This is a genomic window from Sphingosinicella sp. (assembly GCF_013911755.1).
Classification (GTDB): domain Bacteria; phylum Pseudomonadota; class Alphaproteobacteria; order Sphingomonadales; family Sphingomonadaceae; genus Sphingosinicella.
Genome location: NZ_JACESP010000006.1, coordinates 104,537 through 120,049, shown reverse-complemented (window position 1 = coordinate 120,049; position 15,513 = coordinate 104,537). Strand labels below are relative to the sequence as shown.

Below are 15,513 nucleotides of genomic sequence, written 5' to 3'. Positions count from 1 at the left end.
CCGGCACAGGGAGAGTTTTACGGTGTCGAAATCCAAAGCCACGCGTCAGCCCGCAGCGTATTACAGGCTGCCGGAGAACAGCATCGGCTATCTTTCCCGGGTGATGTTTCGCTCTTTTTCGCGCGCGCTTGAGCGGCGCACGCTGGAGCACGGCGTTTCGGCGGGGCAGTGGCGCTTCCTGCGGCAGCTCTGGCGGGAGGACGGCATCACGCAGCGCGAACTCAGCGCGCGCGTGGGGATGCGCGAGCCGACCACGGTGGTTGCGCTGAAAAGCCTAGAGGCGGCGGGTCTGGTGCGGCGCGAAAAGAGCAAGATCGATCGCCGCAAGATCTATATTCACCTCACGGATCATGCGAAGGCGCTCGAAGACGTTCTCGTGCCGATGAATGCGGAGGTGCATGATCTCGCGACGGCGGGACTGTCCGACGCGGAGGTGGACGCACTGCAATCGCTGCTGCGCCGCGTGATCGCCAATCTGGCCGAGGAAGCGAAGGACGCGCCGACGTTGAGCGACGTTAGAGCTTAGTGCCCGTGAAAGGACGCCTGGGCGCCGTGCAAGACGAAGCCGTTATCGAACACCTGCGCGCCTGCGGACTTGTCGCACCCGGAGAGACGCCAAAAATGACGCCGCTGTCGGGCGGCGTGTCGTGTGATGTGTGGCGCGTCGATACGGCGGGCGGGCCGATTGCCGTGAAGCGCGCGCTTCCCAAGCTGCGCGTGCAGGCGGAATGGTTCGCGCCCGTCGAGCGCGCCGAGAGCGAGGTGCGCTGGCTGCGGCGCGTCGGCGCGTTCGCGCCCGGAATCGTCCCCACGATCGTCGCCGAAGTGCCCGAAGAGCACCTCTTCGCAATGCGCTTTCTGGAGCCGGCGCAGCACCCGGTCTGGAAGGACGAACTCATCGCCGGGCGTGTCGATCCGGGCTTCGCCGCGAAGGTCGGCAAAGCGCTCGTCGGCATTCACGCCGCGACGGCAAACGACCCAGCCATCGCGCGCGATTTCGATACGGGCGCGATGTTTCATGCGCTCCGCGTGGAACCGTTCTTGCTCCATGTCGCACAGCACGATGCGGAGGTCGCGCCGCGCCTCAGGGCGCTCGCGGCCGATCTTGAAGCGCGGCATGTCGCGCTCGTCCACGGCGATGTCAGCCCGAAGAACATCCTCGTCGGTCCCGGCGGCCCCGTGTTCCTGGACGCCGAATGCGCGGTGTACGGCGATCCGGCATTCGACCTTGCGTTCTGCACCACGCATCTTCTGCTGAAGGCGGTGTGGCTGAGGCCGCACGCCGCCGCGCTGACGGCGTCCGCCACGCGCATGGCGGAGGCCTATCGCGCGGGCGTCGTCTGGGAGGATGCCAATGCGCTGATGCGGCGCGCAGGGGCGCTCACGGGAGCGCTACTGCTGGCGCGCATCGACGGCAAGTCACCCGCGCCGTATCTGACGGACGCGGCGCACCGCACCGAGATTCGCACGCGTGCGAAGCGTTTGCTCACGGGTCCGGACGCAGAACTATGCGCGGGACTGGAACAGCTGATTGCCGGATGGCAGGGGCGCCCGAGCGGCGGTCAGTAGCCGAACAGCTTGCCGACGCCGGAACCCGCCGCGTTCACGCGTCGATGAAAGCCTGCACGAGCCCTTCGAACAGGCGGCGACCGTCGGTGCCGCCCTGCGCCGCCTCGATGGCGCGCTCCGGGTGCGGCATCATGCCGAGTACGTTGCCGGTTTCGTTGACGATGCCCGCGATGCGGCGCTGCGCGCCATTCACGTCCTCGGCGTAGCGGAAGACGACGCGGCCCTCGCCCTCGATCCGGTCGAGCGTGGTGGCATCGGCGAAGTAGTTGCCGTCGTGGTGCGCGACCGGAATGCGGATCGTCTCGCCCGCCGTGTAGGCCGACGTGAACGCGGTCTGCGTGTTCTCGACCGTCAGCGGCACGTCGCGGCACACGAAATCGAGCCCGGCGTTGCGCATCAGCGCGCCCGGCAGCAGCCCGGTTTCGGTGAGAACCTGGAAGCCGTTGCAGACGCCGAGGACAAAGCGGCCCTGCTCGGCGGCACGCTTCACCGCCGCCATGATCGGCGACTGCGCCGAAATCGCGCCGGTGCGCAGATAGTCGCCGTAGGAAAAGCCGCCCGGAAGCGCGATGACGTCGACGTCGGGCAGCGCGGTTTCGCGGTGCCAGACCATCGCGGGTGCGCGGCCCGTTACCTCGCGGAGCGCAACCGCCATGTCGCGGTCGCAGTTGCTGCCGGGGAAGACGATGACCGCGCTCTTCATCTCAGGCGATCTCGATCCGGTAGTTTTCGATCACGGTGTTGGCGAGCAGTTTGCGGCACATCTCCTCGATGCGCGCCTCGCTGGTGCCGTCGGCGAGTTCAAGCTCGATGAACTTGCCCTGCCGCACGTCCTGCGCTTCGCCGAACCCGAGGGATTCGAGCGCGTGGCAGATCGCCCTGCCCTGCGGATCGAGGACGCCGTTTTTCAGCGTGACATAGACTTTGGCTTTCATGGCGCGCCTTATGGCGTTCCCTGCGCCGCGCCGCAACGCCCAAATGGCGCACGCCCGGGCGCATGTGAGGGTTTTGTTAAGCCTGCGCGCCTATGGTTATGCCGGGTCATTCTCAGTTCGGGGTCTGGGGCACGTGGACTATCTTGCCATTGCCTTGTTCGTGGTGCTGTTCGCGACCGCCGAGAATTTCGTCGGCGGGTACATCTTTCCGTGGCTGACACACGATCAGGAAATACAGCTCGCGCTTGTCGCGTCGTTCCTGTTCGGCATCATTTCCGCTTGGCGAAAGGACGGCTGATGGGGCTTATCGCCGCCTCCATGTTCGTGGCGCTGTTCGTCTATTACGAGGACATCCTCGGCCAGATGCGCGGCTCGAACCTGCACATCGCGCTGTTCTGCGCGTTCCTTTTCGGCATCATCTGCGGCTATCAGGTAAAAAAGAAGCGCGCCAAGCGCCGCTGAACGGGCCCTGTTTTTCGCTTAGACCGGGCTGCAAACGGCGGCTTTCTGCGCCCCCCAGTGCTCAGGTACCTTTAGGTACGCTTCCGCGCCGGTTCTCGAAATCCACCATTTTCGCCACGGCCTGACCGAAAATCAGACCCGTTCAGGGGTACGCCGTCAGCTGTCTTTCTTGCCGCGGGCCTTGCGGTGCTCGTCGAGGTCCAGGACCGTGGAGACGGAGCCTTCGGGGAGCAGGCCGAAGCGGCGGGCGACTTCCTGGTAGGCTTCCACCTCGCCGCCGAGATCGCGGCGGAAGCGGTCCTTGTCCAGCTTCTCGTTCGTGGTGCTGTCCCACAGGCGGCAGCCGTCTGGGCTGATCTCGTCGGCAAGGATGATGCGGCTGTAGTCGCCGTCCCACAGGCGGCCGAACTCCAGCTTGAAATCGATCAGGCGGATGCCGACACCCGCAAACAGGCCGCACATGAAGTCGTTGATGCGGATCGCCATGTCGGCGACGTCGTGCATCTCTTCCTGCGTCGCCCAGCCGAAGCAGGCGATGTGCTCGTCGGTGATCATCGGATCGCCAAGTGCGTCGTCCTTGTAATAATACTCAAGGATCGTGCGGGGCAGCGGCGTGCCTTCCTCGATACCGAGACGCTTCGAGATCGAGCCGGCGGCGACGTTGCGCACAACGACCTCGACCGGGATGATCTCCACCTGCCGCACCAGCTGCTCGCGCATGTTTAGGCGGCGGATGAAGTGCGTGGGGATGCCGATCTGGCCGAGCAGCGTGAAAATATGCTCGGAAATCCGGTTGTTGAGCACGCCCTTGCCGCTGATAGTGCCCTTCTTCTGGGCATTGAACGCGGTCGCGTCGTCCTTGAAATACTGGATGATGGTGCCGGGTTCGGGCCCTTCGTACAGGATCTTGGCCTTGCCTTCGTAGATCTGGCGGCGGCGGGACATCGGCGGACCTTCTCGATTCGGAGTTCTTAAAAAAGCACCGCCCCGGTTCGCACCGGGGACTGGCGCGTGCCCGAGGCGGGGAAACACACCACCCGCCATAGCGGAAGCCTGACGGGCTGACAATGCAAGCACTCGGGGGAAGCGCCGGGTGGAAGCGGTCACACCGCGCCGAGCGCAACGATGATGACCGTGAACAGGCTGAGCACGATGACCGCGAAGATGGAGAGCAGGAAGGTCCGCGCGAGCGCGCCGGCGACGGTGAGCCCGTAGGCGCCCTTCAGCTGCGCGAACATGTGGATGGGCGGCACGAACATGCTGATCATCATGGCGTTGCTGAAGCTGATGAGGCCGAAGCGGGCGAGCAGAACGGCAACTACAAACAAAAGCGACATGAACGACAGCGAATAGAGCGTGAATACCGCGTGATCATAAAGGTGCGTGCTGCGCCGAAAGGGGAACAGCAGCCACACGAACGGCAGCGACAGCGGCACCAGCAGGAACGAGAACTTATAAGCGGACTGCTGCATCTTGTAGAACAACAGTTCAGGGTTCTTGAGCGCCTTGCTGAGCTTCGCATTGAGACCCGGATTGCCGGTATCCACGTCGAGCGAATTCTTGTCGGCCGCCTTCGCAAGCGCCTCGCGCCAGTCCGGCGGCTGCGGCGCGTCGGGATTTTCGGGATCGCGCGGCACCACGCCCATCGTTCCGAGCGTCGCCTTCATGATGCCGATCTCGGTGCGCAGTTCGGTGATCTGCCCTTTGATCTCCGCGGCCTCGCCGGGCACGGGCACCGGCTTTGCCTTCGCCGCGGCGAGCTTCGCCTCGAGTGTTTTCAATCTTTCGGTTTCGGCGACGAGTTCCTGCTGCGCCGCCTCGACGCTCTTGGGATCGAGCTGCACTGCGTCCGCGAGGTTCACGTCGGGCCCGCCGACCATGGCGAAGGTGAAATACATCAGGAATACGGTGAACAGGAACATCGGGAAGGGGGCGACGTAGCGGGCGCGCTTACCCTCCACATAATCTCGGGTCAGCGTGCCGGGGCGCGTCACCAGCATCGGCAGGGTGCGCCAGCCCTTGCTGTCGAAGTGCAGCACGCCGTGCACGATGTCGTGGAAGATGTGCCCGATCGAGCGCGGCAGGTGTGTGCTTTGCCCGCATTCGTGACAATAATGGCCGACGACGGCGGTACCGCAGTTCGGGCAGACCGTCTGCACGTCGCCCGCCCGGGCGTCCTGTTTATCCAGTTCCGCCGCCACGAGTCCGCCCGCCGCTAGCGTGCCCGCCGCATCGATCTCGCCGCTCATCACGTACCGCCCCGCCTGCCTGAATGTCCGCCCGGCAAGTTTCGACGCAAAAGCTGCGACGATCAAGCGTGCTGCTTGCAGTTGAACCGGGTGCGGTGCCTCTCTATCTAGGCCCCGATAACCCGGCTTGCCCGCCAAGGAAGGACACACGCCCGTCATGACCAATCTCAACGACCGCGAGAAGGCTTTCGAGAATCGCTTTGCGCGCGATGCCGAGCTGCAGTTCAAGGTCACGGCGCGACGCAACCGCCTGCTCGGTAACTGGGCGGCGGAAAAGCTGGGGCTGAACACCGCCGAGGCCGACGCCTATTCGCGCGAGGTGGTGGCCGCCGACTTCGAGGAAGCGGGCGACGACGACGTGTTCCGCAAGGTCTACGGCGACCTCACCGCCAAGGGTGTTGAAGTCACCGAGCACGAGGTGCGCCGCGCGATGGAGGAAAAGCTCGTCGAGGCGCGCCGCCAGTTCATCGAAGAAGTTTGAGGGCCGCGCCATGCCGATGGATGCAGGCGCGATCGAAGGCATGATCCGGGCCGCGCTGCCCGACGCGGTCGTGGAGATCACCGACCTTGCCGGCGACGGCGATCACTATGCCGCGCGCGTGGTTTCGGAGGCGTTCCGGGGTCTGCCGCGCGTTCGCCAGCACCAGATGGTCTATGCGGCGCTCGGCGGCCGCATGGGCGGCGAACTGCACGCCTTGCAGCTGACAACCGAGGTTCCGGCCTGAACCGGACGAGGAGCAACACACATGACCGACATCAACACCCGAATCGCCGAAAAGGTGAACGGCAGCGACGTCGTGCTGTTCATGAAGGGCACGCCGCTGTTTCCGCAGTGCGGCTTTTCGAGCCGCGCCATCGCCATCCTTGAGCATCTCGGCGTCGAATACGACAGCGCCGACGTGCTGCAGGACGCCGAATTGCGCCAGGGCATCAAGGCGTTCAGCGACTGGCCGACGATCCCGCAGCTTTATGTGAAGGGCGAGTTCGTGGGCGGCAGCGACATCATGATGGAAATGTTCGAATCGGGCGAGCTGCACGAGCTGCTCGCCGAAAAGGGCGTTCCGCACGCCGCCTGAACCGGCGTTTTCAGTAAAAGGGGGATGTTGCGTGGCGCTAGCGATCGGCAAGGCCTGGACCGACACGATCGCTGACGTGCAGCGCCGCTTTGGCGAGTTCGCGCTGCCGGCGGCAGCCTTCGTGTTCATGCCCTCGCTGCTGATTGCGCGCTTCGCCGATGGAAAGGCGCTCGGCGAGCAGAACGCGCAGCTCGCGCAGGCTGTGGGCGGGCTCATCGGCGTGATCGGACAGGCCGCCATCGTGCTGCTCGTGCTGTTTCCCAATATCGACGCCGGGTCGGCGATTCGCCGCGCCGTGGGTCTTACGCCCCGCATCGTTCTTGCGAGCCTTGCGGTCGTCGTCATCTTCATGCCGGTTGGCGTCCTTTACCTCGCGAGCGCGCAGCAGGCCTCGGTGGCGACGAGTACGCTTCTGCTGCTGCTGACGGGTGTCGCCGTCTATTTCGCCCTGCGCCTGTCGCTGCTGGCGGCGATCATCGTCGGCGAAGATGCGCGCGCGATCGATGCGCTGCGGCGCAGCTGGGCGATGACCGCCGGCAATGTCGGGCGCATTTTCGCGATCTTCGCCGTGTTCGTGCTGATCTTCGCGATTCTGAGCGGGCTTGTCGGCGCCATCGGGATCGCCGCGACGGGCGGCACGCCGGAAGATCCGTCCTTCCTCACCGAGCTTCTGATCTCGATCGTCGGCGCCGTGTTCAGCGTCTTCGTCTCGGTGCTCTCCGCCAATATCTACCGTCAGCTCGCCGCTTAGCTCCAGGTAGCCACCGGCGGCAGGCTCATCAGGATCGCGTCGATGTTGCCGCCGGTCTTGAGGCCGAACAGCGTGCCGCGGTCGTAGACGAGGTTGAACTCCGTGTAGAGCCCCCGGTAGGCGAGCTGCCGCGCGCGGTCTTCCGCCGTCCAGTTGTCATGCATGTGGCGGCGGACAAGCGCTGGGTAGGCGCTCAGGAACGTCTCGCCCACGTCGCGCGTGAAGGCGAAGTCCGCGTCCCAATCGCCGCTCGCCAGCTGGTCGTAGAAGATGCCACCCTGCCCGCGCGCCACGTTCCGGTGCTTGATGAAGAAATACTCGTCGCACCACGCCTTGAAGCGCGGGAAGTATTCGGGGTCGTGCCGGTCGCAGCAGGCCTTGAAGGCGGCGTGCCAGTCGGCGGTGTCCGCTTCCACGGGAATCGGCGGGTTGAGGTCCGCCCCGCCGCCGAACCAGGCTTTCGTTGTGACGAGATAGCGCGTGTTCATGTGAACGGCGGGCACATGCGGGTTCACCATGTGCGCGACGAGGCTGATGCCTGTGGCAAAAAAGCGCGGGTCTTCCGCCGCGCCGGGGATCGTTTTGGCGAACTCGGGATCGAACGCGCCGTGGACGGTGGAGATGTTGACCCCGACCTTTTCGAACACGCGGCCCTTCATCACCGACATGGTGCCTCCGCCTCCGGGCGCGCCTGAATGATCCGCGCGGTCCCAGCTCTTGCGTTCGAATCGGCCAGGCGCGGCGTCGCCGCCGAGATCGTCCTCAAGTGCTTCGAAGGCGGCGCAGATACGGTCGCGAAGGGTCCGGAACCAGTCGGCGGCGGCGGTCTGGCGGGCGTCGAAACTCGTCATTGCGGAGAAAATCCTGTCTGTCTGAGGGCCTCTCCCGCCACCATCGCGGCGGCGAGCGCCACGTTCAGCGAGCGGAGGCCGGGCTTCATCGGGATACGGACACGAAGCGCGGCGGCATCATGCACGAAATCGGGTGCGCCCACCGATTCCTGCCCCACCACCAGCACATCGTCCGGGACGTAGCGCGCGTCCGTGTACGGTACAGACGCCTTGGTTGTCAGCAGAACGCGGCGGCCGGGCACGCTGTCCTGAAATGCGGCCCAATCGGCATGGATGTGGATGTCGGCGTGCTCGAAATAGTCCATCGCACTGCGGCGAAGCGCCTCACGTCCCAGCGGAAAGCCGCAGGGACGTATGATATCCACGGGAAGGCCGAGACACGCGCCCATCCGCACCAGCGTGCCGACGTTGGGCGGCAGATCGGGCTGGAAAAGGGCGATGCGCATGGCGCATTGCGCTAGCCCAGCCATGCTTCCACAGCAATGCGCCAATTTTGCCCATTGCGGCCAAGGGGTGTCGGCGGCTATCAGGCGCCCAAGCATCGAACCTAAGGGGGCGTTCGGGCGGAGCCTGCCCGAATATCTCCCGCTCGCGGGGTTAGTGAATGACGACAGTCGAAGACACCACCGGTCATCCGATCACCGATGAAGGCGTGCGCCGCCGCGACTTCATCCATGTGGCAACGGGCGCTTTTGTCGGCGTTGGCGCTGCGGCGGCCGCCTGGCCGCTCGTGGACCAGATGAACCCGTCCGCCGACGTGCTGGCGCTCGCCTCGATCGAGGTTGATCTCGCGCCGGTCGCGGTCGGGCAGGCCATCAAGGTCAACTGGCGCGGCAAGCCGGTGTTCGTGCGCAACCTGACGCCCGCGGAGATCGCCGAAGCCAACAAGGTGCCGGTTTCGGACCTGCGCGACCCGCAGACGCTTGCGGAGCGCACCAAGGAAGGCAAGGCGAACTGGCTGATCACGCTCGGCGTCTGCACCCACCTCGGCTGCGTGCCGCTCGGCGCCGCGGAAGGCGAGAATCGCGGCGACTACGGCGGCTACTTCTGCCCTTGCCACGGTTCGCACTACGACACCGCGGCGCGTATCCGCAAAGGCCCGGCACCGAAGAACCTCGAAGTGCCTGAGTACGCCTTCACGTCCGACACGCGCGTTCAGATTGGATAAACGGCGATGAGCTTTCCCTGGGCAAACCACTATCAGCCGAAGAACCCGTTCATGCAGTGGCTGGATTCGCGCCTGCCGCTGCCACGTCTCGTCTACAACAGCGTGGGCGCAGGCTATCCGGTGCCGCGCAACATCAACTACTTGTGGAACTTCGGCGTCCTGTCCGGCCTCGCGCTGCTGATCCAGATCGTCACTGGCATCGTGCTCGCCATGCACTTCGGCGCGAACACGCTCGTCGCTTTTGATTCGGTCGAGCACATCATGCGCGACGTGAACTACGGCTGGCTGCTGCGCTACGCGCACGCCAACGGCGCGAGCTTCTTCTTCATCGTGGTCTACATCCACATCTTCCGCGGGCTCTACTACGGCAGCTACAAGGCGCCGCGCGAGCTCGTGTGGATGCTCGGCGTTGTTATCCTGCTGCTCATGATGGCCACGGGTTTCATGGGCTACGTGCTCCCGTGGGGTCAGATGAGCTTCTGGGGCGCGACCGTCATCACCAACCTGTTCTCGGCCATTCCGGTGGTTGGGGACAGCATCGTGACGCTGCTGCTCGGCGGTTTCGCGGTCGATAACGCCACGCTCAACCGCTTCTTCAGCCTGCACTACCTGCTGCCGTTCGTGATCGCGGGCGTCGTCATCCTGAAGATCTGGTCGCTGCACATTCCGGGTTCGAACAACCCGACCGGCATCGACGTGAAAGGCCCGGCCGATACGCTGCCGTTCCACCCGTATTTCACCGCGAAGGATCTGTTCGGCGCGTGCGTCTACCTGATCATCTTCTCGGTGTTCGTGTTCTTCCTGCCGAACTATCTCGGCCACCCGGACAACTACATTCCGGCGAACCCGATCTCGACCCCGGCGCACATCGTTCCCGAATGGTACTTCTGGCCGTTCTACGCGATCCTGCGCGCCTTCACGATCGACTTCATCCTGCCGGCGAAGCTCTGGGGCGTGCTCGCGATGTTCGCGGCGATCCTGCTGCTGTTCTTCCTGCCATGGCTCGATGGTTCAAACGTCAAGTCGAACCGCTTCAAGCCGGTCTCGAAGCAGCTGTTCTGGGTGCTGATGCTCGACCTGCTGATCCTCGGCATCTGCGGCGGCAAGCCGGCCGAAGAGCCGTGGGTGCGGATCAGCCAGATCGCGTCGATGTATTACTTCGCGCACTTCCTCATCATCCTGCCGATCGTCTCGCGCATCGAGCGGCCGCTCCCGCTGCCCAACTCGATCGCCGAAGCCGTACTCGGCAAGTCTGAACCCGCGCCCGCCACGGCGGCGGCGCAGCCGGCCGAATAAGGGACACGACGTCATGGTTCGTCTTTTCGGAATCGCCATCGGCGCCGTTTTCTGCGTGGTCCTGCTGTTCGCGGCGCTCGCACCCCGTGAAGCCACGGAGGTCGATCCGACGCTCGCCTTCCACGAGCACCCCAAGCAGGTGCACTGGTCGTGGGACGGCCCGATCGGGCTCGGCGTGTTCGGCGGCTACGACCGCGTGCAGCTGCAGCGCGGCTTTCAGGTCTACAAGGAGGTCTGCTCCTCCTGCCACAGCCTGAACCGCATCGCCTTCCGCAATCTCACTGAGATCGGTTTCTCCGAACCCGAGGTGAAGGCGATCGCCAAGAACTGGGCGGTCGAGGTTCCGACGATCAATTCCGAGACGGGTGAAGCGGCGACGCGCCCCGCCATCGCGTCGGACAGGATTCCGCTCGTCTATGCGAACGAGATCGCCGCGCGCGCCGCGAACAACAACGCGCTGCCGCCCGATCTTTCGCTCATCACTAAGGCGCGCCACGACGGTTCGAACTACGTCTACTCGCTCATCAGCGGTTATGCGGACGTTCCGGCGAACTTCCCGGCGGACCGCCGCCCCGAAGCGCCGCTTCACTACAACCCGTATTTCCACAGCCTCGCGATCGCGATGGCGCCGCCGCTCAGTGCGGGCCAGGTGACGTATGCCGAAGGCCAGCCCGAACCGACCGTCGACCAGATGGCGCAGGACGTCGCGGCATTCCTCACCTGGGCGGCTGAGCCCAAGATGGAATCGCGCAAGCGCGCCGGTCTGGGCGTGCTCGCCTTCCTGCTGATCCTGACGACGCTGGCCTATCTCAGCTATCGCAGGGTCTGGGCGGGCATCAAGCACTAGGCCCGGCACCGGGCGATGGGGGGCAAGCTCGGCATCATCGGCGGCAGCGGGCTCTATGCCCTGGGTGCGCTCACTGATGTCGCATGGCGCGCCGTCGATACGCCCTTCGGTGCGCCGTCCGATGAACTGCTGTTCGGGCGCCTCGGGCGGGCGGACCTCGTCTTCCTGCCCCGCCACGGCCGCGGCCACCGGCTGACGCCGTCGGAGGTTCCCTACCGCGCCAACATAGCCGCGCTGAAGGCGGCGGGCTGCACGCATGTGCTGTCGCTATCGGCCTGCGGCTCGTTCAAGGAAGCGCTCAGCCCCGGCACGTTCGTGCTCGTCGACCAGTTCGTCGACCGGACGCGCGGGCGGGTGAAGTCCTTCTTCGGCGATGGCATCGTCGCGCATGTCAGCCTTGCCGATCCCGTCTGCAATCCGCTCGGCGCGCGGGTCGCGGAAGCAGCGAAGGCGCTCGGCATCCCGTTCGTTTCGGGCGGCACCTACCTTGCGATGGAAGGCCCGCAGTTCTCCACGCGCGCCGAATCGCGCGCCTACGTGGCGGCGGGCTTCGACGTGATCGGCATGACGAACATGCCGGAGGCCGCGCTCGCGCGCGAGGCGGAGCTTTGCTACGCGAGCGTCGCGATGGTGACGGATTACGACAGCTGGCGCCCGGCCGAGGAAGGCGCGAATGTTGCCGACATTCTTGAAGTGATGCACGGCAACAGCGCCAACGCTCGCGCGCTCGTCGCGGCAGTCGCAGCGGCGTGGGCGCCGTCTGCTGCGTGTTCGCAGGGCTGCGACCGTGCGCTGGATCATGCCATCATCACCGATCCGGCGCTCTGGCCGGCGCCAGTGGTGGAAAAGCTACGCGGCGTGGCGGGACGCGTGCTGAAGTGAGCGAGCGGAACGCAGACCTTCGTGCGCTCGTCCGTACGATTCCCGATCATCCGAAGCCCGGCATCCTGTTCCGCGACATCACCACGCTGCTGCTCGACCCAGCGGGCTTTGCGGCAACGATCGATCGGATGGCGGAGGCGGTGGCGGGACCCTTCGATCTCATCGCCGGCATCGAGGCGCGCGGGTTCGTGTTCGCGGCCGCGCTCGCGCCGCGTTTGGCCGCTGGTGTGCTGCTCATCCGCAAGCGCAACAAACTTCCGGGCACGGTGATCGGCGTCAATTACGCGCTTGAGTACGGCGAGGACCGGGTGGAGATGCACGCCGATGCGTGCGCGCCGGGCGCACGCGTGCTGCTTGTCGATGATCTGATCGCGACCGGCGGCACCGCTATCGCGGGGGCTGAACTCATCCGCCGTGCAGGCGGCGTCGTTGCGCAGGCGGCATTCGCGATCGATCTACCCGATCTCGGCGGCGCGGACAGGCTACGTGCGGCCGGCGTGGAGCCCGTGACGCTGATGGCGTTCGCGGGGCATTAGGCCTTTACGCGGGCCGCCGCCGCACGAGCCCGATCGACTTCATCGTCATTACAGGCCTGTCGTTCTGGTTGAACACGGTGATGTCGCTGTGCACCGATCCGATATCGGGCTTGCTGCGCGAGGGGCGCACTTCGGTGACGATGGTTTCGACGCGCAGCGTGTCGCCCGGGTAGACGGGTGTCAGCCAGCGGATCTCGTCAACGCCCGGCGAGCCAAGTCCGGCGTGACCGCCGACGGTGAGGTTTTCCACCATCATGCGCATCGTCATCGCGCACGTATGCCAGCCGCTCGCGGAAAGACGCCCGAAGTGTGTTTTCGCGGCAGCAGCGTCGTCGAGATGGAAAGGCTGCGGATCGAACTTCGAGGCGAAGTCGATCACGGCCTCACGCGTCACCGGATAGCTGCCAAAGGCGGCGCGATCGCCGACGTTCATGTCTTCAAGATATTTCACGGCATCCGTCATAACGCGCACGTCCTTCCGGCAAATTCACACTTTGGAGGGGTTTAGTTCGCTGGCCGCAGCACGGGCGCCAGTGTCTCGGCGCGGCCATCAATGGCGGATACCGGCGTGATGCCGACAAGGCGGGTGAGCAGCGGATAAACGTCGACGTTGTCGAAGACCGGGAGCGCGGCGCCGCTCGCGATCCCGGGGCCGGCCGCGATGAACACTGCCGCCATGTCGGGCTCTGCCGGATCGTAGCCGTGCATACCCTTCAGGATAGATTCGCGGTCGCGCGCCTGGATTGCCCAGCCGCGTGCCGCGAGACACAGGAATTCCGGAACACGCGGGTTTTTGCCGTAGGCGAAACGCGCAGGGAACGCACCCTTGCGCCAGCACTGCATATGGTCGTGCGGGGCGAGCAGCGCAGCGGCAACGTCGCTGTCCTTGCCGGGCAGGGCATTGACGCCGGAGAGCGGCCCTTCGGTGACGACGGTGCCGACATCCGGCGCGATCATGCGGTCGATGCGGATGACGCGATCGTCGGCAGTGGCGCCCATGCCGTGGTCGGAGACGAGCACGACGTTTGCCGGTTGCCCGATCGCGTTGAGCCCCGCGACGAGATCGCCGATGAGCCGGTCGACCTCGGCGAGCGCGGTGGTGGTTTCGGGTGCGTCGGGTCCGAGCTCATGGCCCACGGTGTCCACCGTGTCGAAATAGAGCGTGACGAAGCGCGGGCGGATCGCCGGCGGGCGGCGCATCCAGTCGAGCACGGTGTTTATGCGCTGCGTGCCGCTCACCGCCTTGTCGTAGCGCAGCCAGTCCTGCGGGCGCGTGCCGTGGATGGCGACTTCCGAGCCCGGCCAGAACATCGTGCCGGTGCGCACACCCGCTTTCTCGGCGGTCACCCAGATCGGCTCGGCCTCATCCCACCAGAATGGGTCGAGCGATTGTCGCGCGTCGCCAAGCGTGAAGCGCACCTCGGGACGGCGCGGATCGACCATCGTGTTGTCGACGATGCCGTGCCGGTCCGGACGCAGCCCGGTGACGACGCTGTGGTGGTTCGGAAAGGTGAGCGAGGGGAACGACGGGCGCATCAACGCCTTCACGCCGGAAGCCGCGAGCGCGTTGATGTTGGGGGAGACGCCGCGATCCAGATAGTCGGGCCGCAGCCCGTCGATGGAGATGAGGATCGTGACGGGCGCGCGCGCTTCTGCGGCAATCGTCGTGGCGGGAGGCTGCGTGCCCGCGCAGGCGGAGAGGATGAGGACGGAGAGCGCGGCGAACAGGGTGCGGAGGTGATTTTGCATCATGTGCATCTCCTTTGTTCCCGTGACCGGCCGATGACTAGACGTTGAAGCGGAAGTGGAGGACGTCGCCGTCCTTCACCAGATACTCCTTGCCTTCGAGGCGGAGCTTGCCCGCTTCCTTCGCGCCTTGTTCGCCGCCCAAGTTTACGAAGTCATCGTAGGCGATGGTTTCCGCGCGGATGAAGCCTTTTTCGAAATCGGTGTGGATGACGCCGGCCGCGTTGGGGGCGGTGGCGCCCTTTTCGACGGTCCAGGCGCGGGCTTCCTTGGGGCCGACGGTGAAGAAGGTGATAAGATGAAGCAGGTCGTAGCCGGCGCGGATCACGCGCGCGAGACCGGTTTCGGTGAGCCCGAGGTCGGCGAGGAAATCGGGGCGGTCGGCCGGATCCATCTGGCTGATCTCGGCTTCGATGGCCGCGGAGATGACGACGCTTGCAGCGCCCTCGGCCTTTGCCTTGGCGGCAACCTCCTGCGAAAGCGCGTTGCCGGTCGCGGCTTCGTCCTCGCCGACATTGCAGACGTAAAGCACGGGCTTCGCCGTCAGAAGCTGCGCCTGCGCGAGAACGCGAGCCTCCTCCTCGTCCTTCGGCTCCACCATGCGGGCGGGCCTGCCTTCCTGCAGCACTTCGAGCGCGCGGCCGAGCACGGCGCCGGCGATTTTCGCTTCCTTGTCGCCGCCCTGCCCCTTCTTGACGAGGGCGGGGACGCGCCGTTCAAGGCTCTCGATGTCGGAGAGCATCAACTCGGTCTCGACGGTTTCTGCGTCTGCAATGGGGTCGACGCGGCCGTCGACGTGTGTGATGTCGCCGTTTTCGAAACAGCGCAGCACGTGGACGATCGCGTCCACCTCGCGGATGTTGCCGAGAAACTGGTTGCCGAGCCCTTCGCCCTTCGAGGCGCCGCGCACGAGGCCCGCGATGTCGACGAACGCCAGCTGCGTTTCGATGATCTTCTGCGATCCGGCGATCTCGGCGAGCTTGTAGAGGCGGGGGTCCGGGACGGGCACCTGCCCGACGTTGGGCTCGATCGTGCAGAACGGGAAGTTCGCGGCGGCGGCGGCGGCCGTTTCGGTGAGCGCATTGAACAGCGTCGACTTGCCGACGTTGGGCAGACCCACAATACCGCACTTGAAACCCATCAGA

Annotated in this window: 22 protein-coding genes; 13 read left to right on the top strand and 9 right to left on the bottom strand. The window is 65.4% G+C overall.

Annotated elements, in window-relative coordinates; genetic code table 11:
- Positions 1-22 precede the first annotated feature (22 nt).
- Entirely contained in the window at positions 23-526 is a 504-nt protein-coding gene (locus H2052_RS06475) for a MarR family transcriptional regulator (protein WP_293779329.1), read from the top strand.
- Between the two features lie 26 nt (positions 527-552).
- Positions 553-1,569 (top strand): aminoglycoside phosphotransferase family protein, encoded by a 1,017-nt coding sequence (locus H2052_RS06470; protein ID WP_293779327.1) that lies wholly within the window; start codon positions 553-555, stop codon positions 1,567-1,569.
- 34 nt (positions 1,570-1,603) lie between these two features.
- On the opposite strand, the gene purQ is transcribed toward H2052_RS06470, so the two are convergent.
- Positions 1,604-2,272 (bottom strand): phosphoribosylformylglycinamidine synthase subunit PurQ, encoded by a 669-nt coding sequence (gene purQ / locus H2052_RS06465; RefSeq protein ID WP_293779325.1) that lies wholly within the window; start codon positions 2,270-2,272, stop codon positions 1,604-1,606.
- 1 nt (position 2,273) lies between these two features.
- Positions 2,274-2,504, bottom strand: coding sequence for a phosphoribosylformylglycinamidine synthase subunit PurS (purS, locus tag H2052_RS06460; protein ID WP_293779323.1), 231 nt, complete (start codon positions 2,502-2,504; stop codon positions 2,274-2,276).
- A gap of 10 nt (positions 2,505-2,514) precedes the next feature.
- Here purS and H2052_RS06455 point away from each other — a divergent pair, with 10 nt between their 5' ends.
- Positions 2,515-2,802 (top strand): hypothetical protein, encoded by a 288-nt coding sequence (locus tag H2052_RS06455; protein ID WP_293779321.1) that lies wholly within the window; start codon positions 2,515-2,517, stop codon positions 2,800-2,802.
- Complete coding sequence (locus H2052_RS06450; protein ID WP_293779319.1) at positions 2,802-2,966, top strand: hypothetical protein; 165 nt, start codon at positions 2,802-2,804, stop codon at positions 2,964-2,966. The genes H2052_RS06455 and H2052_RS06450 overlap by 1 nt, the downstream gene beginning before the upstream one ends.
- Positions 2,967-3,122: 156 nt before the next feature.
- On the opposite strand, the gene purC is transcribed toward H2052_RS06450, so the two are convergent.
- Together purC and H2052_RS06440 are read right to left on the bottom strand one after the other, a co-directional pair.
- Complete coding sequence (gene purC / locus H2052_RS06445; protein WP_293779317.1) at positions 3,123-3,911, bottom strand: phosphoribosylaminoimidazolesuccinocarboxamide synthase; 789 nt, start codon at positions 3,909-3,911, stop codon at positions 3,123-3,125.
- A 158-nt stretch (positions 3,912-4,069) separates the two neighbouring features.
- A complete protein-coding gene (locus H2052_RS06440) occupies positions 4,070-5,215 on the bottom strand; it encodes a DUF3667 domain-containing protein (protein WP_293779315.1) in 1,146 nt (381 codons plus the stop codon).
- Positions 5,216-5,372: 157 nt separating this feature from the next.
- Between H2052_RS06440 and H2052_RS06435 the strand changes: the two genes are divergently transcribed.
- The 4 genes from H2052_RS06435 to H2052_RS06420 are packed head-to-tail and all read left to right on the top strand — an operon-like array spanning position 5,373 to position 7,042.
- Positions 5,373-5,696 (top strand): DUF1476 domain-containing protein, encoded by a 324-nt coding sequence (locus H2052_RS06435; protein WP_293779313.1) that lies wholly within the window; start codon positions 5,373-5,375, stop codon positions 5,694-5,696.
- 10 nt (positions 5,697-5,706) lie between these two features.
- A complete protein-coding gene (locus H2052_RS06430) occupies positions 5,707-5,940 on the top strand; it encodes a BolA family protein (RefSeq protein WP_293779311.1) in 234 nt (77 codons plus the stop codon).
- 21 nt (positions 5,941-5,961) lie between these two features.
- On the top strand, positions 5,962-6,291 hold the full coding sequence (gene grxD / locus H2052_RS06425; protein WP_293779309.1) for a Grx4 family monothiol glutaredoxin: 330 nt from the start codon (positions 5,962-5,964) through the stop codon (positions 6,289-6,291).
- A gap of 31 nt (positions 6,292-6,322) precedes the next feature.
- Positions 6,323-7,042, top strand: a complete 720-nt coding sequence (locus H2052_RS06420) for a hypothetical protein (protein WP_293779307.1) — start codon at positions 6,323-6,325, stop codon at positions 7,040-7,042.
- Here H2052_RS06420 and hemF read toward each other — a convergent pair.
- Positions 7,039-7,893 (bottom strand): oxygen-dependent coproporphyrinogen oxidase, encoded by an 855-nt coding sequence (gene hemF, locus H2052_RS06415; protein ID WP_293779305.1) that lies wholly within the window; start codon positions 7,891-7,893, stop codon positions 7,039-7,041. The genes H2052_RS06420 and hemF overlap by 4 nt on opposite strands.
- Positions 7,890-8,339, bottom strand: coding sequence for a tRNA (cytidine(34)-2'-O)-methyltransferase (locus H2052_RS06410; protein WP_293779303.1), 450 nt, complete (start codon positions 8,337-8,339; stop codon positions 7,890-7,892). Before H2052_RS06410 ends, hemF begins: the two co-directional genes overlap by 4 nt.
- Before the next feature lie 158 nt (positions 8,340-8,497).
- Between H2052_RS06410 and petA the strand changes: the two genes are divergently transcribed.
- From petA to H2052_RS06385, 5 genes are read left to right on the top strand one after another with little or no spacing between them, the layout of a single operon-like run.
- Positions 8,498-9,061: a ubiquinol-cytochrome c reductase iron-sulfur subunit gene (gene petA, locus H2052_RS06405; protein WP_293779301.1), complete on the top strand. Its 564-nt coding sequence runs from the start codon at positions 8,498-8,500 to the stop codon at positions 9,059-9,061.
- Between the two features lie 6 nt (positions 9,062-9,067).
- Positions 9,068-10,357, top strand: coding sequence for a cytochrome b/b6 (locus H2052_RS06400; RefSeq protein WP_293779299.1), 1,290 nt, complete (start codon positions 9,068-9,070; stop codon positions 10,355-10,357).
- A gap of 13 nt (positions 10,358-10,370) precedes the next feature.
- Positions 10,371-11,204, top strand: coding sequence for a cytochrome c1 (locus H2052_RS06395; protein ID WP_293779297.1), 834 nt, complete (start codon positions 10,371-10,373; stop codon positions 11,202-11,204).
- Between the two features lie 15 nt (positions 11,205-11,219).
- The gene (gene mtnP, locus H2052_RS06390) at positions 11,220-12,086 is read left to right on the top strand and encodes an S-methyl-5'-thioadenosine phosphorylase (protein WP_293779295.1); all 867 of its coding nucleotides are present in this window, start codon (positions 11,220-11,222) and stop codon (positions 12,084-12,086) included.
- Entirely contained in the window at positions 12,083-12,622 is a 540-nt protein-coding gene (locus H2052_RS06385) for an adenine phosphoribosyltransferase (RefSeq protein ID WP_293779293.1), read from the top strand. The genes mtnP and H2052_RS06385 overlap by 4 nt, the downstream gene beginning before the upstream one ends.
- Before the next feature lie 4 nt (positions 12,623-12,626).
- Here H2052_RS06385 and H2052_RS06380 read toward each other — a convergent pair whose 3' ends face one another.
- From H2052_RS06380 to ychF, 3 genes are read right to left on the bottom strand one after another with little or no spacing between them, the layout of a single operon-like run.
- Positions 12,627-13,073 carry a MaoC family dehydratase gene (locus H2052_RS06380; protein WP_293779392.1) on the bottom strand — a complete coding sequence of 149 codons (447 nt, stop codon included), beginning with the start codon at positions 13,071-13,073 and terminating at the stop codon, positions 12,627-12,629.
- A 53-nt stretch (positions 13,074-13,126) separates the two neighbouring features.
- The gene (locus H2052_RS06375; RefSeq protein WP_293779390.1) at positions 13,127-14,371 is read right to left on the bottom strand and encodes an ectonucleotide pyrophosphatase/phosphodiesterase; all 1,245 of its coding nucleotides are present in this window, start codon (positions 14,369-14,371) and stop codon (positions 13,127-13,129) included.
- Positions 14,372-14,408: 37 nt separating this feature from the next.
- Positions 14,409-15,509, bottom strand: a complete 1,101-nt coding sequence (gene ychF / locus H2052_RS06370; protein WP_293779291.1) for a redox-regulated ATPase YchF — start codon at positions 15,507-15,509, stop codon at positions 14,409-14,411.
- Positions 15,510-15,513 lie beyond the last annotated feature (4 nt).

What these genes read in the sequence shown, in the direction of transcription:
- purQ (WP_293779325.1), bottom strand. Translation starts at nt 2,272, where the DNA reads ATGAAGAGCGCGGTCATCGTCTTCCCCGGCAGCAACTGCGACCGCGAC.
- purS (WP_293779323.1), bottom strand. Translation starts at nt 2,504, where the DNA reads ATGAAAGCCAAAGTCTATGTCACGCTGAAAAACGGCGTCCTCGATCCG.
- H2052_RS06455 (WP_293779321.1), top strand. Translation starts at nt 2,515, where the DNA reads ATGGCGTTCCCTGCGCCGCGCCGCAACGCCCAAATGGCGCACGCCCGG.
- H2052_RS06450 (WP_293779319.1), top strand. Translation starts at nt 2,802, where the DNA reads ATGGGGCTTATCGCCGCCTCCATGTTCGTGGCGCTGTTCGTCTATTAC.
- purC (WP_293779317.1), bottom strand. Translation starts at nt 3,911, where the DNA reads ATGTCCCGCCGCCGCCAGATCTACGAAGGCAAGGCCAAGATCCTGTAC.
- H2052_RS06440 (WP_293779315.1), bottom strand. Translation starts at nt 5,215, where the DNA reads ATGAGCGGCGAGATCGATGCGGCGGGCACGCTAGCGGCGGGCGGACTC.
- H2052_RS06435 (WP_293779313.1), top strand. Translation starts at nt 5,373, where the DNA reads ATGACCAATCTCAACGACCGCGAGAAGGCTTTCGAGAATCGCTTTGCG.
- H2052_RS06430 (WP_293779311.1), top strand. Translation starts at nt 5,707, where the DNA reads ATGCCGATGGATGCAGGCGCGATCGAAGGCATGATCCGGGCCGCGCTG.
- grxD (WP_293779309.1), top strand. Translation starts at nt 5,962, where the DNA reads ATGACCGACATCAACACCCGAATCGCCGAAAAGGTGAACGGCAGCGAC.
- hemF (WP_293779305.1), bottom strand. Translation starts at nt 7,893, where the DNA reads ATGACGAGTTTCGACGCCCGCCAGACCGCCGCCGCCGACTGGTTCCGG.
- H2052_RS06410 (WP_293779303.1), bottom strand. Translation starts at nt 8,339, where the DNA reads ATGCGCATCGCCCTTTTCCAGCCCGATCTGCCGCCCAACGTCGGCACG.
- petA (WP_293779301.1), top strand. Translation starts at nt 8,498, where the DNA reads ATGACGACAGTCGAAGACACCACCGGTCATCCGATCACCGATGAAGGC.
- H2052_RS06400 (WP_293779299.1), top strand. Translation starts at nt 9,068, where the DNA reads ATGAGCTTTCCCTGGGCAAACCACTATCAGCCGAAGAACCCGTTCATG.
- H2052_RS06395 (WP_293779297.1), top strand. Translation starts at nt 10,371, where the DNA reads ATGGTTCGTCTTTTCGGAATCGCCATCGGCGCCGTTTTCTGCGTGGTC.
- mtnP (WP_293779295.1), top strand. Translation starts at nt 11,220, where the DNA reads ATGGGGGGCAAGCTCGGCATCATCGGCGGCAGCGGGCTCTATGCCCTG.
- H2052_RS06375 (WP_293779390.1), bottom strand. Translation starts at nt 14,371, where the DNA reads ATGCAAAATCACCTCCGCACCCTGTTCGCCGCGCTCTCCGTCCTCATC.
- ychF (WP_293779291.1), bottom strand. Translation starts at nt 15,509, where the DNA reads ATGGGTTTCAAGTGCGGTATTGTGGGTCTGCCCAACGTCGGCAAGTCG.